We start from the raw sequence: 24,998 nt of genomic DNA on the forward strand, positions 1-24,998 counted from the left end.
CCTTTCAACCTATCGACAACGCCAAGCCGTAACCGCCATGAACACCAAATTCTTCCTGCCGCTGATGCTGGCCGCCGCGCTGGCCGGGTGCACCACCGTGGGCCCTGATTACCAGGTGCCTGCCGGGTCGGTCGCCACGCGGCAAAGCGCCCAGGTGCCGTTCACCGAAGCGCAGGAAGGCGTGTTCCAGCAGAACGAGGTGCCCGGCCACTGGTGGCGCCTGTACAACGACCCGACGCTGGACGGGCTGGTCGAACAAGCGCTGGCGGCCAACACCGACCTGCGCGTGGCCAGCGCCAACCTCGAACGCGCCCAGGCCGCCCTACGCGAAACCCAGGCGCAGCAACAGCCCAGCCTGGGCGTGAATGCCTCGCCCACCTTCGGCCACGTATCGGGCATCCAGGAACTGGCGCCCGGCATCGATCCGCCCAACCGCTGGTCGTATTCGGCCGGCGCCAGCATGTCGTACCAGCTGGACCTGTTCGGCCAGATCCGCCGCGCCATCGAGGCGTCCAACGCCGATGCACAATCGGCCCAGGCCGCCTACGACGCCACCCGCGTCACCGTCGCCGCCGAAACCGCGCGCGCCTACGCCAACCTGTGCGCGGCCGGCATGCAGCTGGCGTCGGCGCAGCATTCGGTCAAGGTGCAGCAGGAATCGCTGGACGCCGTGTCGCGCCTGCAACGCGCCGGCCGCGGCACCGTGCTGGACGTGACCCGCGCGCGTACCCAGCTGGAACAGCTGCAGGCCAACCTGCCGCCCTTCCAGGCGCAGCAGCGCACCGCGCTGTACCGTCTGGCCGCCCTGACCGGCCAGACGCCCGCCGAGATTCCCGCGTCGTTGCTGCAATGCGCCGCCGCGCCGAAGCTGACCCAGACCATCCCCGTGGGCGACGGCGCGCAATTGCTGCGCCGCCGTCCCGACATCCGCCAGGCCGAACGCAGCCTGGCCGCCGCCACTGCGCGCATCGGCGTGGCCACGGCCGACCTGTACCCCAAGATCACGCTGGGCCTGTCCGGCGCGTCGGGCGGCCCCGCCGCCATGTTCGGCGACCGCGGCACCTTCAGCTGGAGCGTCGGTCCGCTGATTTCCTGGACGCTGCCCAACACCGGCGCGGTGCAGGCGCGCATTGCCGAAGCCCAGGCCAACACCAAGGCTGCCGTGGCGCGCTTTGATGCGTCGGTGCTGAACGCCCTGCGCGAAACCGAGAGCGCGCTGGTGGTCTACGCCCGCCAACTGGACCGCGAGGCGTCCCTGCGCGCCGCGCGCGACCAGGCCGCGGTGGCCGCCTCGCAGGCGCGCCAGCTGTTCCAGTACGGCAAGACCGACTACCTGACCGTGCTGGACGCCGAACGCACCCTGGCCGCCAACGAAAGCGCCCTGGCCGCCAGCCAGGCCGAACTCAGCAACGACCAGATCGCCGTGTTCCTGGCGCTGGGCGGCGGCTGGGAGAAGTAAGCGTCGCTGCGGGCGGGCCGCTCGGCCCCGGGCGCCTTTCCAGAAATTGATTTCCATAATATGGAGACATCATTGCTCCAGGGAAACGCACGCTCGTAGAATCGCCTGCAGAACATCATTGATATCTGCACGGAGACAACCCCGCCCTTGAGCGCCGTATCTGCGCCGCTTGGGTGCCGGGATAAAAATCCATAATATGGAATACGAGACAGACATCCGGGAAGCCCGCGTCCTGGACAGCATCACCAAGCTGGCGCCCGAAGATGCCGGCCGCGTGGTGATCGCCGGTTCGCACGGCGGCCGCTACGCCGCGTATTGCGCGGCCCGCGGCCGGGTCCGCGCGGTGGTGCTGAACGATGCCGGCGTAGGCTGGGAACAGGCCGGCATTGCGGGCCTGCACGACCTGCAGCAATGGGGCGTGGCCGCCGCCACGGCCGATTACCGCAGTTGCCGCATCGGCGACGGCGCCGACATGGCACGCCACGGCATCATCAGCCACGTCAACGACCTGGCCTATGCCCTGGGTTGCCGGCCCGGCATGGCGGTGGCGCAGGCGGTTGCCCGGCTGGCCCGGGCCGACCTGGCGCCCACCCACCCCGCACCGCAGAAAGAAGCGCGCCGCATCCTGGCCACCGGCGCCGACGGCGCGCCGCTCGTCATCGGCGCCGATTCGGTCTCGCTGCTGGGCGCAGCGGACAACGGCCTGATCGCCGTCACCGCCTCCCACGGCGAGCGGCTGGCGGGTCTTGCCACCGACGGCGTGCGCGCCGAACCGCGGCTGGTGACCTTCAACGATGCCGGCATCGGCAAGGACAGCGCCGGCATCGGCCGCCTGCCCTTGCTGCAGCAGCGCGGCATCGCAGCGTTGACGGTATCGGCCCACAGCGCCCGCATCGGCGATGCCCGCTCATGCTTCGAAGACGGCGTGGTGTCGTCGGCCAACGCCCGCGCCCGTGACCTGGGCTGCCGCCCCGGCATGGCCCTGAAAACCTTTATCGACGCCCTGCTGACAGGGCGCGCAATCCACTAGGGAGCAACCTCCGCATGTCGGAAAAACTGGAAATCACGGGCGGCGAAGCCATCGCCCGCATGTTCGCGGCGCATGACGTCGGCCTGATGTTCGGCATGGGCGGCTTTCAGCTGCTGCCGTTCTACGACGCGGTGCGGCGCCTGAAGCTGAACCACAACCTGATCAACGATGAACGCTGCGCGGTGTTCGCGGCCGACGCCTATACCAAGGTCAGCGGCCGACCCGCCGTGTGCGATGCCACGCTGGGGCCGGGCGCGACCAACCTGGTCACCGGCCTGGCCGAAGCCTACAACGCCGGCACCGCCATGGTAGCGCTGGTGGGCGATTCGCACCGCATGCATTCCTGGAAGAACATGACCCAGGAAGCGCGCCAGCTGGAAGTGCTGCGGCCGGTGGTGAAAGACGTGCTGCGGGTCGAGAAGATCGAACGCATCCCCGAACTGGTGCGCCGCGCCTTTGCCATCGCCACCAGCGGCCGCCCCGGCCCGGTGGTGCTGGACGTGCCCGAAGACATCGCCCATGAAGTCCACGCCTTCGACGCCGCCGCCTTCCATGCCGTGGACACCTACCGCCGCGCGCCCGCGCTGCGCTGCCGGCCCGACGCCGATGGCCTGGCGCAAGCCGCCGCCATGCTGGCCGGCGCCGACCGCCCCCTGATGCTGTGCGGCGGCGGCGTGCACATCAGCGATGCCGCGCAGGCCGTGCAGGACTTCGCCCGGCGCTACAACATTCCCGTGGCCCACACCATGAGCGGCAAGGGCGCGATCGCCTGCAGCGACCCGTTGAACGCAGGCCTGTTCGGCCGCTACAGCCGCATCGCCAACGAACTGATATCCAAGGCCGACTGCCTGTTCGTGGTGGGCTGCAAGCTGGGCGAGGTGGCCACGCGCCGCTACGACCTGCTGTCCACGGGCGCCCCCATCATCCACCTGGACATCGTGGCCGAGGAATTCGACCGCACCACCACGCCCGCGCTGCGGCTGTGGGGCGACGTGCGCGCCACGCTGGCCGACCTGGACCGGCAACTGGCGGCGCTGGCCGATGCCGGCGATGCGCGCCGCCAGGGCTATGCCGACGAAGTGGGCCAGGCCATGCACGCCTGGCGCGAGTCGGTGCAGGCCAAGCTGACGTCGGCCGACCGGCCCATCGGCATGGCGCGGCTGATGCACGAAATCAACGCCAGCCTGCCCGAAGACGGCGTGCTGGTGGCCGACGGCGGCTTTGCCGCGCACTGGGGCGGCCTGCTGTTCGATACCAAGCGCGCGGGCCGCGGCTTCGTGCCCGACCGCGGCTTTGCGTCCATCGGCTACGGCATTCCCGGCGCCATCGGCGCGGCGGCCGCGGCCCCGGGCCGGCAGGTGGTCAGCCTGACGGGCGACGGCGGTTGCAACATGTCGCTGGGCGAACTGGAAACGGCCGTGCGCATGGGCCTGGCGTTCACACTGGTGGTGGTCAACAACGCCGCGTCGGGCTATATCAAGGCGCTGCAGCACCTGATGTACGGCAGCGGCAGCTACCAGTCTTCGGACCTGGCGGAAACCAATTACGCCAACGTGGCGCGTGCGCTGGGCTGCAACGGCATCCGGGTGGAGGACCCGGCCGAGATACCCGCCGCGCTGGCCGCCGCCTACGCCTGCCGCGATCGGCCGACGGTGCTGGACGTAGTGGTCACGCGCGACCCCGCGCACATGCTGCCGGGCGTGGACAGCCGCGCAGCCAAGATCAAGCCGGGCGACCGCATCGCCTGAGCCATTAAAAAAACATAATCCCCAAGCGAGGAGACAAACCATGAAAATCCGCAACTGGCTGACCCTGGCGGCGACGGCCCTGGCCACCGCCCTGGCGGGCCCTGCCGCAGCCCAAGGCAATGCCGCGGGCAGCTACCCCGACCGCCCGATCCGCCTGATCGTGCCCTTTCCCCCGGGCGGCACGTCGGACGTGGTGGGCCGCATCTTTGCCGAAGCGCTGGGCAAGCAGATCGGCCAGCCGGTGGTGGTGGAAAACCGCGGCGGCGCCGGCGGCACGGTAGGCTCGCGCGCCGTGGCCAGCGCCACGCCCGACGGCTACACGCTGCTGCTGGGCACGTCCAGCACCAACGGCACCAATTCGGCGGTGTACAAGAACCTGCCCTACGACGCCATCAAGGACTTCACGCCGGTCACCCAGATCATCCGCGTGCCGGGCGTGATCGTGGTCAACAAGAACTTCCCGGCCAAGGACTACGCCGCGTTCTTCGCGCTGATCAAGGGCGCGCCGGGCAAGTATTCGTATGCGTCGTCGGGCAACGGCGGCGCCACCCACATGGCGATGGAATACTACAAATCGCTGTCGGGGCTGGACATGATGCACGTGCCGTACCGCGGCACCGGCCCGGCGCTGAACGACGTCATCGCCGGCCAGGTGCCCATTCTGTGGGACACGGCGGCCTCGTCCATGGCGCACATCCAGTCCGGCAGCCTGCGCGCCATCGTGGTGGCCGCCAAGACACGCCTGCCGCAACTGCCCGACGTGCCCACCTTTGCCGAGGTCGGCCTGCCCGACTACGACGCCGAAATGTGGAACGGCCTCTTGGCCCCCGCCGGCCTGCCCGCGCCCATTCTGGCCAAACTGAACGAGGCCTCGCGCCGCGCCCTGGCCGACCCCGAGGTGCAGGCCAAGTACGCCGGCGTGGGCGCCTACGTGGTCGCCGACCAGCCCCAGGCCTTTGCCGCGATGATCAAGGAAGACGTGGCCAAGTGGAAGAAGGTGGCCGACTTCGCGCATATTTCGGCGGACTGACATGGGCCAGGCCGAGATCCACGAAGGCAGCCGGCCGGGCGCGGGCCGGCGCATGCAGGGCAAGACCGCCCTGGTCTTTGGCGCCGGCTCGTCCGGGCCGGGCTGGAGCAACGGCCGCGCCGCCGCGGCGCTATATGCCCGCGAAGGCGCGCACGTGTTCGCGGTGGACCTGCGGCCCGAATCGGCCGAGGAAACCCGCCAGATCATTCTGGACGAAGGCGGGCGCTGCACCGCGCTGGCGGCCGACGTGACCGACGGCGGCCAGATCCTGGCGGCGGTGCAGGCCATGCGCGAGCAGGTCGGCCGCATCGACGTGCTGCACAACAACGTCGGCATCACCGAAATGGGCGACCCCATCGAGGCCAGCGAGGAAAGCTGGCACCGGGTCATCGACACCAACCTGACCGGCGTGTTCCTGACCTGCAAGCACGTGCTGCCGGTCATGCTGGCCCAGGGCGGCGGCAGCATCGTCAATATCTCGTCGCTGGCGTCGATCCAGGTCAACACCTATCCCTACACCTCGTACTACGCCGCCAAGGCTGGCCTGAACCACCTGACCCGGGCGCTGGCGGTGCGCTATGCGCCCGACAACATCCGCGTCAACGCGGTGCTGCCGGGCGTGATGGACACGCCGCTGATCTACGCGCAGATCGCGGGCCAGTTCGAAGATGTCGAGGACATGCGCCGCCGACGCAACGCGGCCAGCCCGATGGGCCGCATGGGCGACGCCTGGGACGTGGCCCATGCCGCGCTGTTCCTGGCCAGCGACGACGCCCGCTACATCACCGGCGTGTGCCTGCCGGTGGACGGCGGCAAGTCCTGCGCGGGGCGGTAACGGCCAGCTTGCCGCATTGCGCGGCGGGGCCGGCCAGACCTGGTCGGCGGTGCCGGTCAGCGATGCCAGCCAGGTGCTTGCCGGGCCTGTCAGGCCCGCGGCGCCAGTTCCGCCGCCAGTTCCGTGGCGGCGCGCTGCAGCGATGCCACCACTTCCTGCAAACGCGCACCCGACAGGCGCGAGCGGATCGCCGCCACGCTCAGCGCGGCCACCACGTGCTGCGCGCGATCGAACACCGGCACGCCCACGCCCAGCATATCGGGGATGATGCGGCCCGGGTTCAGCGCATAACCGTGCTTGCGCGCGGCGGCGATGTCCTCGCGCAGCATGGCGGTGGACGGCAGGTCGGGCGCGGCCGACGCGTCATAGCGCGCCAGCACCCGTTCGATGTCGTCATTGGGCAGGAACGCCAGCAGCGCCAGGCTGCCCGCCCCCACACCCAGCGGGCGGCGGTGGCCCACTTCCAGCGTCAGGATCTTGATGGGGAAATCGCCCGTCTTGCGGTCGACGCAGACGGCCTCGTGGCCTGAGCGCACCGATAGAAAGCTGGTGTCGCCGGTGGACTGGGCCAGGCGCAGCACCGCCGATTCGGCGATGGCCTTGATGCCGTGGCGGCTTTCGGCCGCCAGCCCCAGGATGTACGACTCGCGCCCCAGGCTGTAGGTCTTGAGCTTGGGGTTGAGCGACAGAAAGCCTTCCTGCAGCAGCGCCGCCAGCATGCGGTGCGCGGTGGGCGGGGTCAGACCCAGTTCGCGCACCACGTCGGTCAGGCCCACGCCGCGCGCGGGCGCGGCGCCCACGTATTTCAAGATGCGCAGCACCCGGAAGATGCTTTGCGCACCGCCGACGGGGTCCGCATCGCGCGCAGCCGCGGATTTCGCGGGGCTCATCGGACAGCCCTCGTCCGGCAAGACGCTTGGGCGCGCGGGCTCAATGCAGCGTCGCGCCGTCGGGCGGCGTCTGGTTCAGGCCCAGCGCCGCTTCCCAGCTGCGCAGCGGCACGCAGGTCTGCAGCCGCACGATGGCGCGCTGGATCAGGGCCGGGTGCAGCTCGTGGCCCACGTGCGTGGCGATGTCGATGGTGGCATCGCCGTGCAGTTCGTCCAGCCGCGCCTGCGCGGCCTGGATGTGCGACACGTGCATCACGGGGTCGTCGGCGCCATGCAGCAGGTGCAGCGTGGTGTACATCGGCGCGGTCTTGGGCAATTGCGCGTAACGGCCCGAAAAGGCGATCACGCGTCCGGCCATGCCGTCGTGCGCCTGCACCAGTTCCAGCGCCATGATGGCGCCCTGCGAAAAGCCGGCCAGCGCGGTGTCGGACTGCAGCAGGCCGAAGCGGGCCTGGGCCTGGCGCACGTAGGCTTCCAGCGGCGGCATGGCCTGGGCCACGCGTTCGGGGCGATTTTCTTCGGACACGCCGCGCACCGAGAACCACTGGCGGCCCGTGCCGCCGCCGTCAAAGGGCTCGAAGCCTTCGGGGATCAGCACCGCCGCCGCGGGAAACGCGGCGCGCACGGCCTCGGCCAGCGGCAACAGGTTGTCGGGCGAGCCGCCCACGCCGTGCAGCAGGATGAACAGCTGGCGCACATCGGTGCCGGGCTCGGGCAAGAATTCAAGCGAGCGGGAAATCGGGGGAGAAGCAGCCATGTAACGGCTCCGCAAAGGCACTGGATAGGCCCATTGTAAAATGCGCGCCATACGCATTTCGACGCATTCCATGAAAACACCGACGACAGACTCGGGAAATCCTCCGGCCGGCCAAAACCAGTTGCACCGCGTGCTCAAGGCACGCCACCTGACCATGATAGCCCTGGGCGGCGCCATCGGCACCGGCCTGTTCATCGCGTCCGGCGCCGCCATCGCGCAGGCGGGCCCCGGCGGCGCGCTGATGGTCTATCTGCTGATCGGCCTGATGGTCTATTTCATCATGACCAGCCTGGGCGAGCTGGCCACCTTCATGCCCGTGTCGGGCTCGTTCTGCACCTATGCGTCCCGCTATGTCGACGGCGGCTTCGGCTTCGCGCTGGGCTGGAACTTCTGGCTCAGCTGGGCCACGGTGGTGGCGGTGGACGTGGTGGCCGCCCAACTGGTCATGGCGTACTGGTTTCCCGATACGCCTGGATGGATCTGGAGCATCCTGTTCCTGTCCCTGACTTTCGGGCTGAACGCCTTTTCGGCGCGCAGCTTCGGCGAGGCCGAATACTGGTTCGCCATCATCAAGGTGGTCGCCGTCCTGTGCTTCATCGTGCTGGGCGTGGCCATGCTGGCGGGCATCATCCACAGCGACGCGCCGGTGGGCGTGCGCAACTGGTCGGTGGGCGACGCGCCCTTCGTGGGCAACGCCGCCACCTGGGTGGGCGTGGCCATGGTGGTGGCCTATTCGTTCCAGGGCACCGAACTGGTGGCGGTGGCGGCCGGCGAATCCGAAAACCCGCGCCGCAACGTGCCGCGCGCCATCAACCATGTGTTCTGGCGCATCCTGCTGTTCTACGTGCTGGCCATCCTGATCATCGGCCTGCTCATCCCCTACACCGACCCGCAACTGCTGCGCAACGAAGTCGCGGACGTGGCCGTCAGCCCGTTCACGCTGGTGTTCCAGCACGCCGGGCTGCTGTCGGCGGCCACCGTGATGAACGCGGTGATCCTGACGTCGGTGCTGTCGGCCGGCAATTCCGGCATGTACGCCGCCACGCGCATGCTGTTCAACATGGCCGTCGAAGGCCAGGCGCCGGCCCTCTTCAGGCGCCTGACGCGCAGCGGCGTGCCGCTATACGCGCTGCTGGCCACCACCGCGCTTGCCTGCCTGTGCATGTTCAGCGTGGTCTACAGCCCCAAGGCGGTCTACATCTGGCTGCTCAACTTCGCGGGCATGACCGAATTCATCGTCTGGCTGAGCATCGCGGTCAGCCATTACCGCTTCCGCCAGGGCTACATCAAGCACGGCTACGACACGGCCAACCTGCCCTACAAGGCCGGCCTGTTCCCGTTCGGCCCGCTATTGGCCTTCGTGCTGTGCCTGCTGGTCACGCTGGGCCAGAACTACCAGGCCTTTCTGGACGAGCGCATCGACTGGATCGGCGTGGCCTCGACCTACCTGGCGATTCCGTTGTTCCTGGCGTTCTGGATCGGCCACCGGCTGGTACGCAAGTCGCACTGGATCCGCTACGAGGACATGCAGTTCTACGGCCTGGAAGCCGATCGCGCGGCGGGGATTGGGCAGGATGAGCCGGCGGTGGCGGTGCGTTCCTGAGATCAGCGGTTCTCGCGGGGCTGACCCGTGCCGAGATTATCCGCCCAGGCTTGCACGGCCTGGTGATCGACAACGCGGCCACCCTCAACGTCGGTTAACGCTTCCTGGGTCTGCCGGTCACGCTTTTCGTCCTGGGCGGGCCGGACCGAAAGTGCTTGCGTCATGATGCCGCCGTGCAAGCATTGAAGTTGTGATGCCATCTGATCTACCTGGTTAGCCAACGGGCGCGCAGCCAGCACGCCCTGCCCCAAAAAAATTGCCTGTGCCAAATCGCACGGCCTGCCCCTGACTGGGGTTGTCAGGGCCAGTCACGATACCCTTGGACCCATCTCAAATGCACCACATCGGTGCATTTTTCGGACACTTTCCGCTACTTGCCGCTGGGGTAAAATACTGTATATTCATACAGCAACACCTACGCCAAACCCCAGGAAAACCGGGTCGTCCGCCCGCCATGCAGTCTCCAGAACACATCCACCCCGCCGTGTGGCGCGCTACCCAGCTTGCCCGGGGCGCCGCCCGCAGCCTGCCCACCGGCCATGCCGCCCTGTCGGCCGAGCTGCCCGATGGCGGCTGGCCGCTGGGTTCGCTGATCGAACTGCTTACCCCGCAGCCCGGCATCGGCGAAATCCGCCTGCTGCGGCCGGCCCTGGCGCAGCTTGAAACCCGCCGCGCCATTGCGCTGGTGCAGCCGCCGCATGCCCCGCATATCGCCAGCTGGATGAGCTGGCGGCTCGATCCCCGGCAACTGCTGTGGGTGGCCCCCGAAAAACCCCTGGATGCCCTCTGGGCCGCCGAACAGATCCTTAAAAACGGCAGTTGCGGCGCGCTGCTGTGCTGGCTGCCCCACGTGCGCCCCGAATCCCTGCGTCGCCTGCACCTGGCCGCCCAGGCCAGCGACCTGCTCTTTGTCGCCCTGCGCCCGGCCAGCGCGGCGCAAAACCCCACCCCCGCCCCCTTGCGCCTGGCGCTTGCGCCCGCCGCGGGTGGGTTGTCCGTCCATATTCTCAAGCGCCGGGGGCCGGTCTGCGACACCCCGCTGTACGTGGGCCTCGAGCCCGGCGCCCTTACGCCTTCCCGCCATGCGCCTCTGGATCGCCGCCTACCTGCGCTGCCTGCCGCTGGACGCCCTGCGCCCGCACTGGCCGCATGAAGACCAGGCCTGCGCGGTCCTCGACCAGGAACGCGTGGCCGCCCTCACCCCCGCCGCCCATCGGGCCGGGGTGCGCCCCGGCATGCGCCGCGGCGGCGCGGCCGCCATCGCGCCCGACGTCGACCTGCTGACGCGCGAACCCCTGGCCGAAGCCGACACCCTGCAAGGCGCGGCCCTGGCGCTGCTGCAATACACCCCCGAAGTCGCCCTGGCCGACGACGACACCATCCTGCTCAACGTGGGCGCCAGCCTGCTGTTCTTTCGCGGGCCGCGGGCCCTGCATCGGCGCGTGGCCGCCACGCTGGGCGCGCTGGACCTGCGCGTCTCGCTGGGCATGGCGCCCACGGCGGCCGGCGCCTGGCTGCTGGCCCACCGTCCGGGGCGCGCCCGGCTGCGCCGCACCCTGGCGTTGCCCACGCTGGCGCGCCGCCTGGACGCCCTGCCCGTGGCCTTGTTGCCGCAGGCGCAGCCGCGCCTGGACTGGCTGCACGACATCGGCTGCCACACGCTGGCCGACCTGCGCGCCCTGCCGCGTGCCGGCCTGCAACGGCGCAGCACCCCCGACCTGCTGCAGGCCCTGGATGCCGCCTACGGCCAGTCGCCCGAACTGCACCGCTGGATCGAACCGCCACCCAGCTTCTCGCGCCGCATCGAACTCATGGACTACGTCGAGCACACCGACGCGGTGCTGGCCGTGGCGCGGCGCCTGGCCGAACAGCTGGGCGGCTGGCTGGCCGCGCGGCAACTGGCGGTGCGGCGCGTGCTGCTGCGGCTGGACCACGAACGCGGCCGCCACGCCCGCCCGCCCACCGAACTCGAACTGGCCCTGGCCCAGCCCGTCTGGCAGGCGCCCCAGGTTCTCAACCTGCTGCGCGAAAAGCTGGGCCGGCTCACGCTCGAAGCCCCCGTCATCGCGGTGGCGTTGCTGGCCCCCGACACGGTCGACCAGCCCGCTGCCAGCACCACCCTGTTTCCCGAGCCCGGCGGCACCGCGGCCGACCACGCCCGGTTGCTCGACCTGCTGGCCGCGCGGCTGGGGCGCGACCAGGTGCGCCGCCCCTGTCCCACGCCCGACCACCGCCCCGAAGCCGCCAATTCCTGGGGCGACGCGCTGGATGCCCCGCAGCCGGCCGGCCCCCTGCCCCCCACGCTCGACCGCCCCTTCTGGCTGCTTGATCCGCCGCTGCTCCTGAAGCTGTCCGGCCACCGCCCGCAATACGCCGGCCAGGCCCTGCGGCTGATGCGCGGCCCCGAACGCATCGAAAGCGGCTGGTGGGACCCGGCCCTGACCGTACGCGACTACTTCGTCGCCGAAGACGCCGCCCGCGCGCGCTACTGGATCTACCGCGAACGCGACGACGAACACGCCCGCTGGTTCCTGCACGGCCTGTACGCCTGACGGCGCCCCTTCCGCCCCGCGATCCGCCATGCAACCGTTCGACGATTCCCCTGACGCCCCCGATCCGCTCATCGGGCTGCCCGGCTATGCCGAACTGCAGTGCCAGTCCAACTTCTCGTTCCTGCAAGGCGCCTCGCACCCCGAAGAACTGGCCGCCCGCGCCGCCGAACTCGGCTACGCGGCCCTGGCCATCACCGACGAATGCAGCCTGGCTGGCGTGGTGCGGGCCCACATGGAAGCCAAGACCCAGAAGCTGCCGCTCATCATCGGCGCCACCTTCCGGCTGCGCGCCGGCCCCGACGCCGCGCCGCTGGACCTGACCCTGCTGGCGCAAACCCGCGAGGGCTACGGCAACCTGTCCGAACTCATCACCCTGGCGCGCACCCGCGCGCCCAAGGGCGAATACCGCCTGGCCCCCGAAGACTTCACCGACCCGCCGCCCGGCTACGCCCACCTGCGCCACCTGCCCGAATGCCTGGCCATCCTGTCGCCCACCTACGGCGACGACCCCGACCGCATGGCCCAGCAGGCGCGCTGGCTGGCCGCCACCTTCGAACGCCGCGCCTGGGTCGGCCTGACCCTGCTGTACCGCTCGCGCGACGACCTGCATCGCGCCGCCGTCGAACACGCCGCGCAGGCCGCCGACCTGCCCGTGGTGGCCCTGGGCCAGGTGCAGATGCACGTGCGTTCGCGCAAGCCGCTGCACGACACCCTGACCGGCATCCGCACCCACCAGTCCGTGGCACAGTGCGGCTACGCGCTGGCCGGCAACGCCGAGCAGCACCTGCGCAGCCGCATGCGGCTGGCCAACCTGTATCCGCCCGACGCCCTGGCCCAGACCCTGGTGGTGGCGCGGCGCTGCGCGTTTTCGCTGGACGAACTGCGCTACGAATACCCCGACGAAATCGTCCCGCGCGGCCACACGCCCGCCACCTTCCTGCGCCAGGAAACCCTGGCCGGCGCCGCGCGGCGTTTTCCGGCCGGGGTGCCGGCCAGCGTCTCCGAGCAGATCGAAAAAGAACTGGCCCTGATCGCCGACCTGCACTACGAAGCCTACTTCCTGACCGTCTACGACATCGTGCTGTTCGCCCGCCAGGCCGGCATCCTGTGCCAGGGCCGCGGGTCGGCCGCCAACTCGGCCGTCTGCTACTGCCTGGGCATCACCGAGGTCGACCCGCAACGCGGCAACAACCTGTTCGAACGCTTCATCAGCAAAGAACGCAACGAGCCGCCCGACATCGACGTCGACTTCGAACACCAGCGCCGCGAAGAAGTCATCCAGTACATCTACCAAAAATACGGCCGCCAGCGCGCCGCCCTGACCGCCGTGGTCATTTCCTACCGGCCGCGCAGCGTGCTGCGCGATACCGGCCGCGCGCTGGGGGTCGACCTGGGCGTGATCGACACCGTGGCGCGCGCCCACCAGTGGTGGGATGGCAAGAAGGAAATGCTGCGCACCCTGGGCACCTGCGGGCTGGACCCCGAATCCCGGGTGGCGCGGCAATGGGCCGCGCTGGCCCAGACCCTGATGGGATTTCCGCGCCACCTGTCGCAGCATCCGGGCGGGTTCGTCATCTCGCGCGGCAAGCTGTCGCGGCTGGTGCCCATCGAAAACGCCGCCATGGCCGACCGCAGCGTCGTGCAATGGGACAAAGACGACCTGGACGCGCTCAAGCTGCTCAAGGTCGACGTGCTGGCGCTGGGCATGCTGTCGGCGCTGCGGCGCACGCTCGAACTGGCCGGCCAGCGCCGCGGCCAGCCGATACGCCTGCAAGACATCCCCGAAGGTGACATCCCCACCTACGACATGATCTGCGACGCCGACACCGTGGGCGTGTTCCAGATCGAATCGCGCGCCCAGATGAGCATGCTGCCGCGCCTGCGGCCGCGCCAATACTACGACCTGGTGGTGCAGGTGGCCATCGTGCGGCCCGGCCCGATCCAGGGCGGCATGGTGCACCCCTACCTGCGCCGCCGCCAGGGCCGCGAAAAAGAAAGCTATCCCAGCGAAAAAGTGCGCGGCGTGCTCAGCCGCACCATGGGCGTGCCCATCTTCCAGGAACAGGTGATGCAGATCGCCGTGGTCGCGGCCGGCTTCACCCCCGGCGATGCCGACCAGCTGCGGCGGTCCATGGCCGCCTGGAAGCGCAAGGGCGGCGTCGACAAATACCGCACCAAGCTGGTGGGCGGCCTGCTGGCCCACGGCTACACGCTGGAATTCGCCGAAGCCCTGTTCCGGCAGGTCGAGGGCTTTGGCGAATACGGCTTTCCCGAAAGCCACGCCGCCAGCTTCGCCCTGCTTGCGTACTACAGTTCCTGGCTCAAGCGCCACGAACCCGAGGCCTTCCTGGCGGCCCTGCTCAATTCCCAGCCCATGGGCTTTTACCCCGCCGCGCAACTGGTGCAGGACGCCCGTCGCCATGGCGTCTGCGTGCTGCCGGTGGACGTCACCGTCAGCGGCTGGGACTCGGCGCTGCAAGCCCTGCCCGACGGGCACGCCCCGCGTCCGGCGCGCCCGCACGCACCCGCCCCGCATGAAACCCGCCCCGCCGTGCGGCTGGGCCTGAGCCTGATCCAGGGCCTGCGCGAAGACACCGCGCGCCGCATCGAAGCCGCGCGCGCCGACGCGCCCTTTGCCAATACCGGCGACCTGGCTCGCCGCGCCGCCCTGAACCGCCACGACCTCAACGCCCTGGCGGCCGGCGACGCCCTCTTGACCCTGGCCGGCCATCGCCGCCAGGCCAGCTGGGAAGCCGCCGCCAGCGTCCACAGCCGCGACCTGCTGCGCGACGCCGCCATCCACGAAACCGACGCCCCGACACTGGCCGCGCCATCCGAAAGCCAGACCGTCGCGGCCGACTACCGCAGCGTCGGCCTGACCCTGCGACGCCATCCCGTGGACCTGCTGCGCCCGCAACTGGCCGCCCGCAACTTCCAGCCCGCCGCCGTGCTCAACGGCTACCCCGACAAGCGCGTGGCCCGCGCCTGCGGCATCGTCACCGTGCGCCAGCGGCCGCAAACCTCCAAAGGCGTCATCTTCGTCACCCTTGAAGACGAGACCGGCCCCGTCAACGTGGTGGTGCGCCCCGAACTGATCGAACGCCAGCGCCGCGAACTGCTCGGCGCCAGCCTGCTGGGCGTGTACGGCACCTGGCAGAACGTCGACGGCGTGCGCCACCTGATCGCACAGCGGCTGGTGGACCTGTCCGACCTGCTCGGCGGGCTCAGCACACCCAGCCGCAACTTCCATTAAGGCGTCGCTCGCGCTGGCAAACCTCTGCTGGTCCTAGATGTGGGCGCTTTCTCCACATACGCAATTTTCTTCTCTACGATAGTGGCCTTCGCAACCCTCCCCCCGCAAGGACACGCTTCATGCCTGCCGCTCCTCCTGTCTGCCTGGGCCCGCTGCCCACGGTAGCCGCCGCCCGATTCAACCTTCCTCCAGGCGCTTGCGACACGCATGCCCACGTGGTGGCCGCCGACCCCCACGCCTACCCCTTCGTGCCTGAGCGCACCTACACGCCGCCGCCTGCCCCTGAAGCGTCTTACCTCGCCATGCTGGACGCCACCGGCATGACCCGGGGCGTGCTCGTGCAGATCAGTGTGTACGGCACCGACAACCGCTACTTCCTGGACGTGCTGCGGCGCCACCCGCAGCGCCTGCGCGGCGTAGGCGTGGTCGACCCGTCGGTGAGCGACCGAGAACTCGATGCCATGCATGCCGCCGGCGTGCGCGGCCTGCGCGTCAATGTGCTATTTGGCGGCGGCGTCGGTTTCGACGCCATGGAACCCCTGGCCCACCGCTGCGCCGAACGGGGCTGGCACATGCAATTCCTGCTGGACGCGCGCCACCTGCCGGAACTGATGCCGCGCATGCGCCGGCTGCCCGTCACCGGCGTGATCGACCACATGGGCCACATGCCCGTCGCGGACGGCACCGACAGCCCCGGTTTTCAGGCCATGCAGCACCTGGTGCAGGACCACGGCTGGTGGGTCAAATTGTCCGGGGCCTATCGCATCAGCGAACGCTTCGACGACTTCAACGACGTCACGCCATGGGCCCGCGCCCTGATCGAGGCCGCGCCCGACCGCATGCTCTGGGGCAGCGATTGGCCGCACGTCCATATCCCCCGCATGGTCGATACCGGCGGCCTGCGCAACCAACTGGCCGACTGGGCCCCCGACGCCGCCCTGCGCCAGCGCATCCTGGTCACCAACCCCGAACACCTCTACGGCTTTGCCGCGGCCTGAACCCGCCCGGCAACAGCGCGGACGCGTCCGCTCCCCCCTCACGGAGACCCCTCATGCAATGGTTTCGAGAATTGAATACGACCGAACGCCGCACCTTCATCGGCGCGTTCGGCGGCTGGGCCATCGACGCCCTGGATTTCATGGTTTTCACTTTCGTCATTTCCACCCTGATGACGCTCTGGCACATCGACAAGGGCCAGGCCGGCATGCTCGGCACGGTCACCTTGCTGTTTTCAGCGGTGGGCGGCTGGCTGGCCGGCATCCTGGCCGACCGCTACGGCCGCGTGCGCATCCTGCAATACACCATCATCTGGTTTTCCCTCTGCACCGTCGCCATCGGCTTCGCGCAGAACTTTGAACAACTGTTCGTCCTGCGCGCCCTGCAAGGCCTGGGCTTCGGCGGCGAATGGGCGGTGGGCTCGGTGCTGATGGGAGAAATCGTCCGCGCCCAGCATCGCGCAAAGGCGGTAGGCACCGTGCAAAGCGGCTGGGCCGTGGGCTGGGGCGCCGCCGCCCTGCTCTACACCCTGGCGTTTTCCGTGCTGCCGCCTGAATGGGCGTGGCGCAGCCTGTTCTGGATCGGTGTGTTGCCCGCTTTCCTGGTGCTCTACATCCGCAAGCACGTCCCCGAACCCGAAATGTTCCAAAGACGCCAGGCCAGCGGTATCGCGGCGGCGTCGTTCTGGACCATCTTCTCGCCCGCCCTGCTCAAGACCACCGTCGTCACGGCGCTGCTGTGCACCGGCGTACAGGGCGGCTACTACGCCATCACCACCTGGTTGCCGACGTTCCTGAAAGTCGAACGCCATCTGTCCATACTCAATACCGGCGGCTACCTGCTGGTGATCATCGTGGGATCCTTCTGCGGCTACATCGCCGGCGCCTACCTGGCCGACCGCCTGGGTCGCCGCGCCAATCTGCTGATCTTCTCAGTGCTGTCCGCGGTCAGCGTCTACGTCTATACGCAACTGCCCCTGACCAACAGCCAGATGCTGGTGCTGGGCTTTCCGCTGGGGTTCGCCGCTTCGGGCATTTTCAGTGGCATCGGCGCCTACCTGACCGAACTGTTCCCGTCCAGCGTCCGCGCCACCGGCCAGGGCTTCGCCTACAACTTCGGTCGCGGGGTGGGTGCCCTGTTTCCCAGTCTGGTGGGGTTTCTCAGCCAGCAGCACGGCTTGGGCTGGGCGATCGGCGTATTTGCCGCGGGGGCCTATGCCGTCGTCATCCTGACCGCGCTGTTGCTGCCCGAAACCAAAGGACGCCAGCTGCAATAGCACGCTTGCCGGCCAAGCGCGGCACGGGCGGCTGGTCTATGATGTTTTTCCCCGGCGCTGAAACGTTTGCAGTGGATGCGCCTCGGACATCTTTCAGGAGTAATTCATGATCCGCAAGCTGATTCCCGTCCTGCTGGTCGCCGCGCTGAGCGCCTGCGCCAATCCCGGAACCCCGCGTTCCTCGTCCGCTTCCGCGTCCACCGATTCCAGCTCAAGCAGCCCGGCTTCCGCTTCCGACTCCTCGTCCAGCCCGTCCTACGGCGCCACGTCGTCGGGCCGCCCCACGGGCAAGACCTGCGACGCCAGCGGCCTGCAATCGCAGATCGGCCAGAAGGCCACCCCCGCCGTCCTGGAAGACCTGCGCGGCCGCAGCGGCGCCACCACCGGCCGCATCCTGCGTCCGGGCCAACTGGTCACCATGGAATACAACGACACCCGCCTGAACCTGATCGTGGACAAACAAGACGTCATGACCGCGATCCGCTGCGGTTAAGCCCCGCAGCCTTGACCGGCCGGCGGCGCCGGGGCAGCAACCGCCTCGCGCCGTCCGCCCCGGCTACGCCCCACCCGGCCGGGTTGCCGGCGGCACATGGGGCAAAAACGCCCCCGCCACCTCGAATCCGCATTCCTCGCGGGCAATATCGATCACCCGCGACACCACCGGATTGACGATGTTCTTCTTGTGCACCGCGTAGTAATTGATAGTGGGCAGGTCGGGCTTGACGTCCAGCTGGCATAGCGCGCCGCGCTCGACCAGCGGCGCGAAATAGGCACCCGGCAGGTAGCTGATGCCCAGGCCCAGCATCGTCAATTGCGCCATCATGCCCAGGCTGTTGCAGGTCAGTACCCGCTTGACCGGCAGGCCCTGCTCGGCGAACCAGGCGTCGTACAGGTGCGACAAGGCCGAATTGGTGGGCTGCGAAATCACCGGATACGGCGCCAGGTCCTGCGGCGTCAGCCGTGCCGAAAAATCGATATCCAGCGCCGGGCTGGCCATCCAGACGTTGGTCACCGCCCCCAGGTGCACGCAGTCGTACTGGTAGCTCCAGAACGGACCCGGCATGATCGCCAGGTCCAGCTGGTCCTGTTCCAGCCGTTCGTACAGCGTGATGCCGCCGTCGATCTCGGGCATCAGCTGCACCCGCGGATAGCGCAGGCTGATCTGGCTGACCAGCCGCGCCAGCCACGTCATGCCGACCAGCTCGGTCACGCCCAGCCGCACCACGCCTTCGAAACTGGCCGGATCGGCCATGTTCTGCACGATGCGGCTGTTCAGGTCCAGCATTTCACGGGCCAGCTCGAACAGCTTGCGCCCCTGCGGGGTCATGACCAGCTTCTTGGCGCGGCGCTCGAACAGCGGCGCCCCAGCAAAGGCTTCCAGCTCGCCCACCCGCTTGGCCACGGCCGATTGGGTCGTGTGCAGCTTGCGCGACGAGGCGCTGAAGCTGCCCAGTTGCGAGCTCCAGTAGAAAGCCTCTAGCTGTTTAAGGGTGTACATCGCGGCGGTGGATGCGAATCGCATGGAAACCCTCACATTATCGTCGACCGCGATGCCGCGCTGCCTCGGGGCCTGCGCAGGCGCCCGCCAGGCGGCCGGGCCTGCGCAAGCCGCCGCCTACCCGCGCGGATGCAGGATGTCTGCCAGGAAACGCTGCGCCCGGGGATGGCTGGGCGCACTGAAAAAGCGTTCCGGCGTATCCATTTCCAGGATCTCGCCCGCGTCCATGAACACCACCCGGTCGCAGACGTCCCGCGCGAACCCCATTTCGTGGGTCACGCAGACCATCGTCATGCCGTCCTTGGCCAGGCCCTTCATCACCTGCAGCACCTCGCCCACCATTTCGGGGTCGAGCGCGCTGGTGGGCTCGTCGAACAGCATCACCGGCGGCTGCAAGGCCAGCGCCCGCGCAATCGCCACCCGTTGCTGCTGGCCGCCGGAAAGCGACCCCGGATAGGCGTCGATCTTGTGCTCCAGCCCCACCCGCGCCAGCAACTGGCGGGCCAGTTCCACGGCCGCTTTGCGCGGCTGCTTGCGGATGCTGACCGGCGCGAAGATCACGTTTTCCAGCACGCTCATGTGCGGAAACAGATTGAACTGCTGGAACACGAAACCGATCTTCTGGCGCAGTGCGTTCAGGTTGGCGCCCTTGGCGTAGATGTCGGCGCCATCGATCAGGATGCGGCCTTTTTCAATGGGTTCCAGCCGGTTCACCGTGCGGATCATGGTCGATTTTCCCGAGCCCGACGGCCCGCACACCACCAGCACTTCGCCGCGCGCCACCGACAGGTCCACGTCCTTCAGGACGTGGTGCTCGCCATACCATTTATTGACTTTCTCAAGCTTGATCATGAAAAGATTCCGTAAGGGCCCTTGCGCCGGCTCAGGCCATGGCGCGTTGGCGGCGGATGCGCAGGTCCAGCCACGACAGGCCGCGGCTCAGGCTGAAGCACACCACGAAGTAGATGATCGCCAGGATGCCGAACACCTGCAGCGGCTGCGTCAGCACCAGGTTGTTGACCTGGTTGGCCGCGAACGTCAGTTCGTTCACGCTGATCACATAGCCCAGCGAGGTTTCCTTCACCGTCGACACGAACTGGCTGGTCAGGCTGGGCAGCACGTTGAACAGCGCCTGCGGCAACACCACGCGCCGCATCGTCGTCCAGTAGCCCACGCCCAGCGAGCGCGACGCCTCGATCTGGCCGCGCGGCACCGCCTCGATGCCAGAGCGGATCACTTCCGACAGATAGGCGCTTTCGTACACCACCAGCGCGGCGATCAGCGTCCAGAAGCCGCTGATCACCTGCCCCGTCAGCTTGGGCACCACGAAATAGGCCCAGAAAATCAGCATCAACAGCGGCATGCCCCGCACCACGTTGACCAGCGTCTTGCTGGCCACGCGCAGCCAGCCGTATGGGCTGACCCGCGCCAGCGCGATGGCCAGCGCCAGCGGCAGCGACAGGGCCAGGCCGCAGGCCGCCAGGATCAGCGTCAGCGCCAGGCCGCCCAAGGGGCCATTCGGGTATTGGCCGACCAGCAGCGTGGGCCAGTATTGCAATAGCAGATCAAGCACCGTGGCCTCCGCGATTCAGGCGGTAGCGGGCATAGATGCGCGAACCGATCAGCATGATCAGAAACGATCCCAGCAGGTACATCAGGGTGGCGGCGCCAAAGGTGGCAAAGGTGCGGTAGGTCTCGTTTTCGATCTCGCGCGCCTGGTAGGTCAGTTCCATCACGCCGATGGCCATGGCCACGCTGGTGTTCTTGAACAGCAGCAAGGCGCGGCCCACCAGCGGCGGGATCGAAATCCGCACCGCCTGCGGCACGATCACGAAACGCATGCATTGCAGGTAGCTGGCGCCCAGCGCCCGGGCCGCCTCGAACTGCGTGCCCGGAATGGCGCGCAGTCCGCTGCGGATGTCTTCGGCGATGTACGCGGCCGACCCCAGCGCCAGGGCGATGGCCGCCAGCGACATCTCGGCGTTGTGCTGGTACAGCCACAGCCGGAAACCTTCCGGCAGCAGCTCGGGCATGCCGAAATACCAGAACAGCACCTGCACCAGCAGCGGCACGTTGCGGTGGTATTCCACATAGGCATCGACCAGCCAGCGGCATGGCGCCAGGTTGGTGGCCCGCACCACGACCAGCGTCACCGCGATCGTGAAGGCCATCACCCAGGACACCAGGAACAGCTGCAGCGTCACCGCCATGCCGCTGGCCAGCAGCTGGTATTGCGAAGCGTTAAGTAGGCTCATGAAACGCAACCGCCGCTCAACCCGCGATGGGGCCGATCTTGAACCCGCGCTCCAGCTTGTACGGCGTCTGCGCGCCAAACCACTTGTCGAACAGCTGCGCGGCCACGCCCGAGCTTTCGGCTTCGTCCAGCGCCTGGTTCACCACTTGCAGCAAGCCAGGTTCCGTCTTGCGCACGCCCAGGCCCCAGGGCTCGTCGAACACCGACTTGGCAATCACGGTCACCGGCGCCGTGGGCGGGCTTTGCAGCACCAGGCGCGCCAGCACCAGTTCCGACGCAAACTGCGCGTCTACCTTCTTTTGCTGCAGGGCCAGATAGGTGGCCGAGCTGTCGCCATAGCCAATGACCTGCGACTTGTCCAGGATGCGCTTGATCTCGCGTTCCGAACTGGACCCCTTGGTCGCGCCGATACGGCGGCCGTTCAGCGATTCAATCGTGTCCAGGCCCGAATCCTTGCGCACCAGCAGCTTCTGCGGGCTGACGTAATAGGCGTGGCTGAACGCGATCTGCTGCGCGCGGTCCGGCGAATAGCCCAGGTTGGCCGCCAGGATGTCGACCCGGCCTTCGTTCAGTTCGGGCACGCGGGCCGCCACCGACAGCAGCTTGTAGCTGACCTTCACGCCCAGCTTGTCGGCCACCAGCTTGCAGACGTCGACGTCATAGCCCACCAGTTGGCGCGAGGCGGCGTCCTGGAAGCTGAACGGCTGCGACGTGCCCAGCGTGCCGCAGATCAATTCCCCGCGCGCCTTGATGTCGGCCACCTGGTCGGCCTGGGCGGCAGTGCCCAGCAACAGCGTGGCCAGGCCCAGGCAGGCGGCAATGCGTGAACGGTAAGTCATGGTTGATTCCCCTTGTGTTTATGGTCAAGAAAACAGAATGGGCCCGCGCGAAGGTATCGACACCCTGCGCGGGCCGTCGCCCTACACCAGCTTGGCGCAGGCCTCGCGGATCGCCGAGCAGCCCTGACGGATATCGTCCAGCGAGGCCGCGAACGACAGCCGGAACGTGCCCGGCGCGCCATACGCATGGCCGTCGATCACCGCCACGCCGGCTTCGCGCAGCAGGTAGTGCGTCAGGTCGGTATCGGTGCGGATCTCGTCGCCCCCCGGCGTGCGCTTACCCAAAAGGCCCGAGCAGTCCGGAAACACGTAGAACGCGCCTTGCGGCACCACGATGTCCAGCCCCGGCGCGCCCGACAATTCGGCCACGGCCAGGTCGCGGCGTTCGCGGAACACCCGGGCGAATTCGGCCACGCAATCCTGCGGACCGGCCAGCGCTTCCAGCGCGGCCGCCTGGCTCACCGACGACGCGCCCGACGTGCTTTGCGATTGCAGAATCGCCATGGCCTTGATCAGCTCGTCCGGCCCCGCGCCATACCCGATGCGCCAGCCCGTCATGGCGTACGCCTTGGACACGCCATTGACCACCAGCGTACGGTCGGCCAGTTCCGGCGCCACCTGCAACGGGTGCACCGTGGGCGTATCCGTGAAATTCAGGCGCGCGTAGATGTCGTCCGTCATCAGCCACACCTGCGGATGGCGCTTGAGCACTTCGGTCAGCCCGCGCAGCTCGTCGGCAGTGTAGACCGAGCCCGTCGGATTGCTCGGCGCGTTCATCATCAGCCACTTGGTGCGCGGCGTGATGGCGCGTTCCAGCGCGTCGGGCGTCAGCTTGTAGTCCGTGGCCGGCGTGGTCGCCACCGCCACCGGCACGCCGCCGTTCACCAGCACCATGTCCGGGTACGAGACCCAGAACGGCGCAGGGATCAGCACCTCGTCGCCGTCGTTCAGCGTCGCGGCCAGGCCGTTGAAGATCACCTGCTTGGCGCCCGTACTGACGATGATGCGGGCCACCGGGTAGTCCACCCCGGTCGCCGCCAGCAGATGGCCGCGGGCCGCCTTGCGCAGCGCCACCGTGCCCTGGGCCGGCGGATACTTGGTTTCGCCACGGTTCATGGCAGCCGTCGCGGCCTGGCGGATATGTTCGGGGGTGGAAAAATCCGGCTCGCCGATCGTCAGGTCGATGATGCGGCGGCCCTGCTCGCGCAGTTCCGCAATGATGGCGCGCGCCGCCACGCTGGGCGACAGCTTGATGCGCTTGATGCGGTCGGCAACGATGCCGGGGCGCGCGGACGCGGCGGCAGCGCTCGGGTCCACCGGGCGGCCGCTCTCGGCGCCGGTCTGGCCAGGGGTCGCTTGGCTCATTGCGCGCCTCCCCGCTTCTCGGCCAGCGTCTTCTCCAGCCAGGGCTTGGTGTACGTGCCGGCGCGCAGCTTTTCCTTGGCCACGGCTTCGTCGGCTTCCTTCTTCATGGCCAGCGCCAGCACCGCTTCGGCGTGCTCGGCGGGAATCACCACCACGCCATCGGCGTCGCCCACCACCACGTCGCCGGGGTGGACCACCTGGCCGCCCACCGACACCGGCACATTGATCTCGCCCGGGCCATCCTTGTACGGCCCCTTGTGCGACACCGCCCGCGCAAAGCAACCGAACTGCCCCTGCGCAAACACGTCCAGGTCGCGCACCGCGCCGTCGATCACGAAGCCTTCGATGCCGCGGCCCTGCGCGTCCATCATCATCAGCTCGCCCACCAGCGCGTTGCTGGTATCGCCGGCGCCATCCACCACGATCACGTCACCCGCGCCACCCAGCGAAATCGCCTTGTGGATCATCAGGTTATCGCCCGGGCGGGTCTTCACGGTCAGCGCCAGGCCCACCGTGCGCTGCTGGCCGGCGTGCAGCGGCCGCAGCCCGGCCACGCCGTACAGGCGGTTCATGCAGTCACTGATCTGGGCCGACCCGATGGCGGCGAAACCGGCCAGCACGTCGGCAGAGACGGCGGGCGCGGACCGGGGGAGAATGCGGTATCCGATGGGATTCATAGAGAGGAAAGTCTTGAAAGCGTGAACGGCGTTAAGCGAACCTGCATTACAAAGCCGCGCGCCCTGATCCTCAAAACGATATAAATTCCCGCTTATCCACGAATTATTTTCGTGGATGGCATGACTGGAGGGACAAGCACATGGACATCCATAGCCTGAGCAAGCAACTGGCCGGCCTGCCGACCATCCTGGACCTGGCCCAGGAAATGAAGCTGATCCGGGCGCTGATGCAAGTGCCGCCGCACAACATCGCCGCCCATCCCACGCAGTTCCAGCGCATCGTGGCGGCGTTGGCGCTGACGCATACGGATTCAGGGGTGTTTGAGCTGACATCGGCTACCGATGCGTTCTTTGCCGAGTTCCACCAATGGTTGCGGCAGATGCAGGGCAGCGTGTGCCCTGAATTGAGCAACGCCTTGATCGAGGACTTCAGCCTGTCGGCCGCGGAATTTGCCGAACGGATGCCGCCAGAGGACTGATCGCCCTTCAGTGTCCCGCGACCTGCGCCGCCAGGTCCGACAGCACCGTCGCCCCTAGCCGCTGCAACAAGGCGGCCTCGCCCTCGCCCAGCGCCTGCGCCACCAGCTGGTTCGACGCCCGCTCCACCGGACACGCCGGATTGTCGTCGGCCGGCCCGATGGTGAATACCGCGCCGTGGCCGATGGCCTCGTACACCTCCCGCGCCGTAACGGTGTCCAGCGCCCGGGCCAACGTCCAGCCCCCCTTGCGGCCCCCGGTGGACGTCACCATGCCCGCCGTGCGCAGCGCCGCCATGGTCCGCCGCACCACGACCTCGTTCGTATGCAGCATCTGCGCCAGCGTGCCGGACGTGGTCGTGCCGCCGCGCAGATGCATGTGGACCAGCACATGCAGCAGGCGGGCAAAGCGGGTGTCGCAGGCCATGTCGAAATACCGTAACTTTGAGTGTTACGGTAT

At 68.4% G+C, this 24,998-nt stretch carries 24 protein-coding genes; 13 read left to right on the top strand and 11 right to left on the bottom strand.

The genetic code is table 11. From position 1 onward, the window contains the following. Positions 1 to 37: 37 nt before the first annotated feature. From ACUDP5_RS15690 to ACUDP5_RS15710, 5 genes are all read left to right on the top strand, one after another. Positions 38 to 1,459, top strand: coding sequence for an efflux transporter outer membrane subunit (locus tag ACUDP5_RS15690; protein ID WP_445656509.1), 1,422 nt, complete (start codon positions 38 to 40; stop codon positions 1,457 to 1,459). 196 nt (positions 1,460 to 1,655) lie between these two features. Beyond that, entirely contained in the window at positions 1,656 to 2,489 is an 834-nt protein-coding gene (locus ACUDP5_RS15695) for a hypothetical protein (RefSeq protein ID WP_445656510.1), read from the top strand. A gap of 14 nt (positions 2,490 to 2,503) precedes the next feature. Continuing rightward, positions 2,504 to 4,237 carry a thiamine pyrophosphate-binding protein gene (locus ACUDP5_RS15700; RefSeq protein ID WP_263913205.1) on the top strand — a complete coding sequence of 578 codons (1,734 nt, stop codon included), beginning with the start codon at positions 2,504 to 2,506 and terminating at the stop codon, positions 4,235 to 4,237. Positions 4,238 to 4,277: 40 nt separating this feature from the next. Beyond that, positions 4,278 to 5,267, top strand: a complete 990-nt coding sequence (locus tag ACUDP5_RS15705) for a Bug family tripartite tricarboxylate transporter substrate binding protein (RefSeq protein ID WP_445656511.1) — start codon at positions 4,278 to 4,280, stop codon at positions 5,265 to 5,267. A gap of 1 nt (position 5,268) precedes the next feature. After that, entirely contained in the window at positions 5,269 to 6,102 is an 834-nt protein-coding gene (locus ACUDP5_RS15710; protein ID WP_445656512.1) for an SDR family NAD(P)-dependent oxidoreductase, read from the top strand. Positions 6,103 to 6,191: 89 nt separating this feature from the next. Here ACUDP5_RS15710 and ACUDP5_RS15715 read toward each other — a convergent pair whose 3' ends face one another. Then, on the bottom strand, positions 6,192 to 6,992 hold the full coding sequence (locus ACUDP5_RS15715; protein ID WP_175216595.1) for an IclR family transcriptional regulator: 801 nt from the start codon (positions 6,990 to 6,992) through the stop codon (positions 6,192 to 6,194). Between the two features lie 40 nt (positions 6,993 to 7,032). After that, positions 7,033 to 7,749, bottom strand: coding sequence for an esterase (gene ypfH / locus ACUDP5_RS15720; RefSeq protein WP_263913201.1), 717 nt, complete (start codon positions 7,747 to 7,749; stop codon positions 7,033 to 7,035). A gap of 55 nt (positions 7,750 to 7,804) precedes the next feature. Between ypfH and ACUDP5_RS15725 the strand changes: the two genes are divergently transcribed. Then, a complete protein-coding gene (locus ACUDP5_RS15725) occupies positions 7,805 to 9,352 on the top strand; it encodes an amino acid permease (protein ID WP_445659172.1) in 1,548 nt (515 codons plus the stop codon). 2 nt (positions 9,353 to 9,354) lie between these two features. On the opposite strand, the gene ACUDP5_RS15730 is transcribed toward ACUDP5_RS15725, so the two are convergent. Then, on the bottom strand, positions 9,355 to 9,516 hold the full coding sequence (locus tag ACUDP5_RS15730) for a hypothetical protein (RefSeq protein WP_445656513.1): 162 nt from the start codon (positions 9,514 to 9,516) through the stop codon (positions 9,355 to 9,357). A 290-nt stretch (positions 9,517 to 9,806) separates the two neighbouring features. On the opposite strand from ACUDP5_RS15730, the gene imuA reads away from it, so the two are divergent. The 6 genes from imuA to ACUDP5_RS15760 all read left to right on the top strand — a co-directional run bounded on the left by imuA (position 9,807) and on the right by ACUDP5_RS15760 (position 17,922). Next, entirely contained in the window at positions 9,807 to 10,505 is a 699-nt protein-coding gene (imuA, locus tag ACUDP5_RS15735; RefSeq protein ID WP_445656514.1) for a translesion DNA synthesis-associated protein ImuA, read from the top strand. Further along, positions 10,435 to 11,904: a Y-family DNA polymerase gene (locus ACUDP5_RS15740; RefSeq protein ID WP_445656515.1), complete on the top strand. Its 1,470-nt coding sequence runs from the start codon at positions 10,435 to 10,437 to the stop codon at positions 11,902 to 11,904. Before imuA ends, ACUDP5_RS15740 begins: the two co-directional genes overlap by 71 nt. Positions 11,905 to 11,932: 28 nt before the next feature. Further along, positions 11,933 to 15,157, top strand: coding sequence for an error-prone DNA polymerase (locus tag ACUDP5_RS15745; RefSeq protein ID WP_263913196.1), 3,225 nt, complete (start codon positions 11,933 to 11,935; stop codon positions 15,155 to 15,157). 119 nt (positions 15,158 to 15,276) lie between these two features. After that, positions 15,277 to 16,155 carry an amidohydrolase family protein gene (locus ACUDP5_RS15750; protein ID WP_445656516.1) on the top strand — a complete coding sequence of 293 codons (879 nt, stop codon included), beginning with the start codon at positions 15,277 to 15,279 and terminating at the stop codon, positions 16,153 to 16,155. 53 nt (positions 16,156 to 16,208) lie between these two features. Continuing rightward, a complete protein-coding gene (locus tag ACUDP5_RS15755; protein ID WP_263913194.1) occupies positions 16,209 to 17,429 on the top strand; it encodes an MFS transporter in 1,221 nt (406 codons plus the stop codon). Between the two features lie 106 nt (positions 17,430 to 17,535). Further along, positions 17,536 to 17,922 carry an I78 family peptidase inhibitor gene (locus tag ACUDP5_RS15760; protein ID WP_263913193.1) on the top strand — a complete coding sequence of 129 codons (387 nt, stop codon included), beginning with the start codon at positions 17,536 to 17,538 and terminating at the stop codon, positions 17,920 to 17,922. Positions 17,923 to 17,985: 63 nt separating this feature from the next. On the opposite strand, the gene ACUDP5_RS15765 is transcribed toward ACUDP5_RS15760, so the two are convergent. The 7 genes from ACUDP5_RS15765 to ACUDP5_RS15795 all read right to left on the bottom strand — a co-directional run bounded on the left by ACUDP5_RS15765 (position 17,986) and on the right by ACUDP5_RS15795 (position 24,062). After that, positions 17,986 to 18,951: a LysR family transcriptional regulator gene (locus ACUDP5_RS15765; RefSeq protein WP_263913192.1), complete on the bottom strand. Its 966-nt coding sequence runs from the start codon at positions 18,949 to 18,951 to the stop codon at positions 17,986 to 17,988. 93 nt (positions 18,952 to 19,044) lie between these two features. After that, positions 19,045 to 19,779 carry an amino acid ABC transporter ATP-binding protein gene (locus tag ACUDP5_RS15770; protein WP_263913191.1) on the bottom strand — a complete coding sequence of 245 codons (735 nt, stop codon included), beginning with the start codon at positions 19,777 to 19,779 and terminating at the stop codon, positions 19,045 to 19,047. A gap of 31 nt (positions 19,780 to 19,810) precedes the next feature. Beyond that, positions 19,811 to 20,500: an amino acid ABC transporter permease gene (locus tag ACUDP5_RS15775; protein ID WP_025140471.1), complete on the bottom strand. Its 690-nt coding sequence runs from the start codon at positions 20,498 to 20,500 to the stop codon at positions 19,811 to 19,813. After that, the gene (locus ACUDP5_RS15780; RefSeq protein ID WP_445656517.1) at positions 20,493 to 21,182 is read right to left on the bottom strand and encodes an amino acid ABC transporter permease; all 690 of its coding nucleotides are present in this window, start codon (positions 21,180 to 21,182) and stop codon (positions 20,493 to 20,495) included. The genes ACUDP5_RS15775 and ACUDP5_RS15780 overlap by 8 nt, the downstream gene beginning before the upstream one ends. A gap of 16 nt (positions 21,183 to 21,198) precedes the next feature. Continuing rightward, on the bottom strand, positions 21,199 to 22,020 hold the full coding sequence (locus ACUDP5_RS15785; RefSeq protein ID WP_445656518.1) for an ABC transporter substrate-binding protein: 822 nt from the start codon (positions 22,018 to 22,020) through the stop codon (positions 21,199 to 21,201). An 81-nt stretch (positions 22,021 to 22,101) separates the two neighbouring features. Beyond that, a complete protein-coding gene (locus ACUDP5_RS15790) occupies positions 22,102 to 23,385 on the bottom strand; it encodes an aminotransferase class I/II-fold pyridoxal phosphate-dependent enzyme (RefSeq protein WP_445656519.1) in 1,284 nt (427 codons plus the stop codon). Then, on the bottom strand, positions 23,382 to 24,062 hold the full coding sequence (locus ACUDP5_RS15795; RefSeq protein ID WP_263913187.1) for an RraA family protein: 681 nt from the start codon (positions 24,060 to 24,062) through the stop codon (positions 23,382 to 23,384). The genes ACUDP5_RS15790 and ACUDP5_RS15795 overlap by 4 nt, the downstream gene beginning before the upstream one ends. A gap of 140 nt (positions 24,063 to 24,202) precedes the next feature. Here ACUDP5_RS15795 and ACUDP5_RS15800 point away from each other — a divergent pair, with 140 nt between their 5' ends. Continuing rightward, positions 24,203 to 24,541 carry a hypothetical protein gene (locus ACUDP5_RS15800; protein WP_445656520.1) on the top strand — a complete coding sequence of 113 codons (339 nt, stop codon included), beginning with the start codon at positions 24,203 to 24,205 and terminating at the stop codon, positions 24,539 to 24,541. Between the two features lie 7 nt (positions 24,542 to 24,548). On the opposite strand, the gene ACUDP5_RS15805 is transcribed toward ACUDP5_RS15800, so the two are convergent. Continuing rightward, the gene (locus ACUDP5_RS15805) at positions 24,549 to 24,965 is read right to left on the bottom strand and encodes an Rrf2 family transcriptional regulator (RefSeq protein ID WP_263913185.1); all 417 of its coding nucleotides are present in this window, start codon (positions 24,963 to 24,965) and stop codon (positions 24,549 to 24,551) included. Positions 24,966 to 24,998 lie beyond the last annotated feature (33 nt).

The organism is Achromobacter sp. NCFB-sbj8-Ac1-l (genome assembly GCF_052695805.1).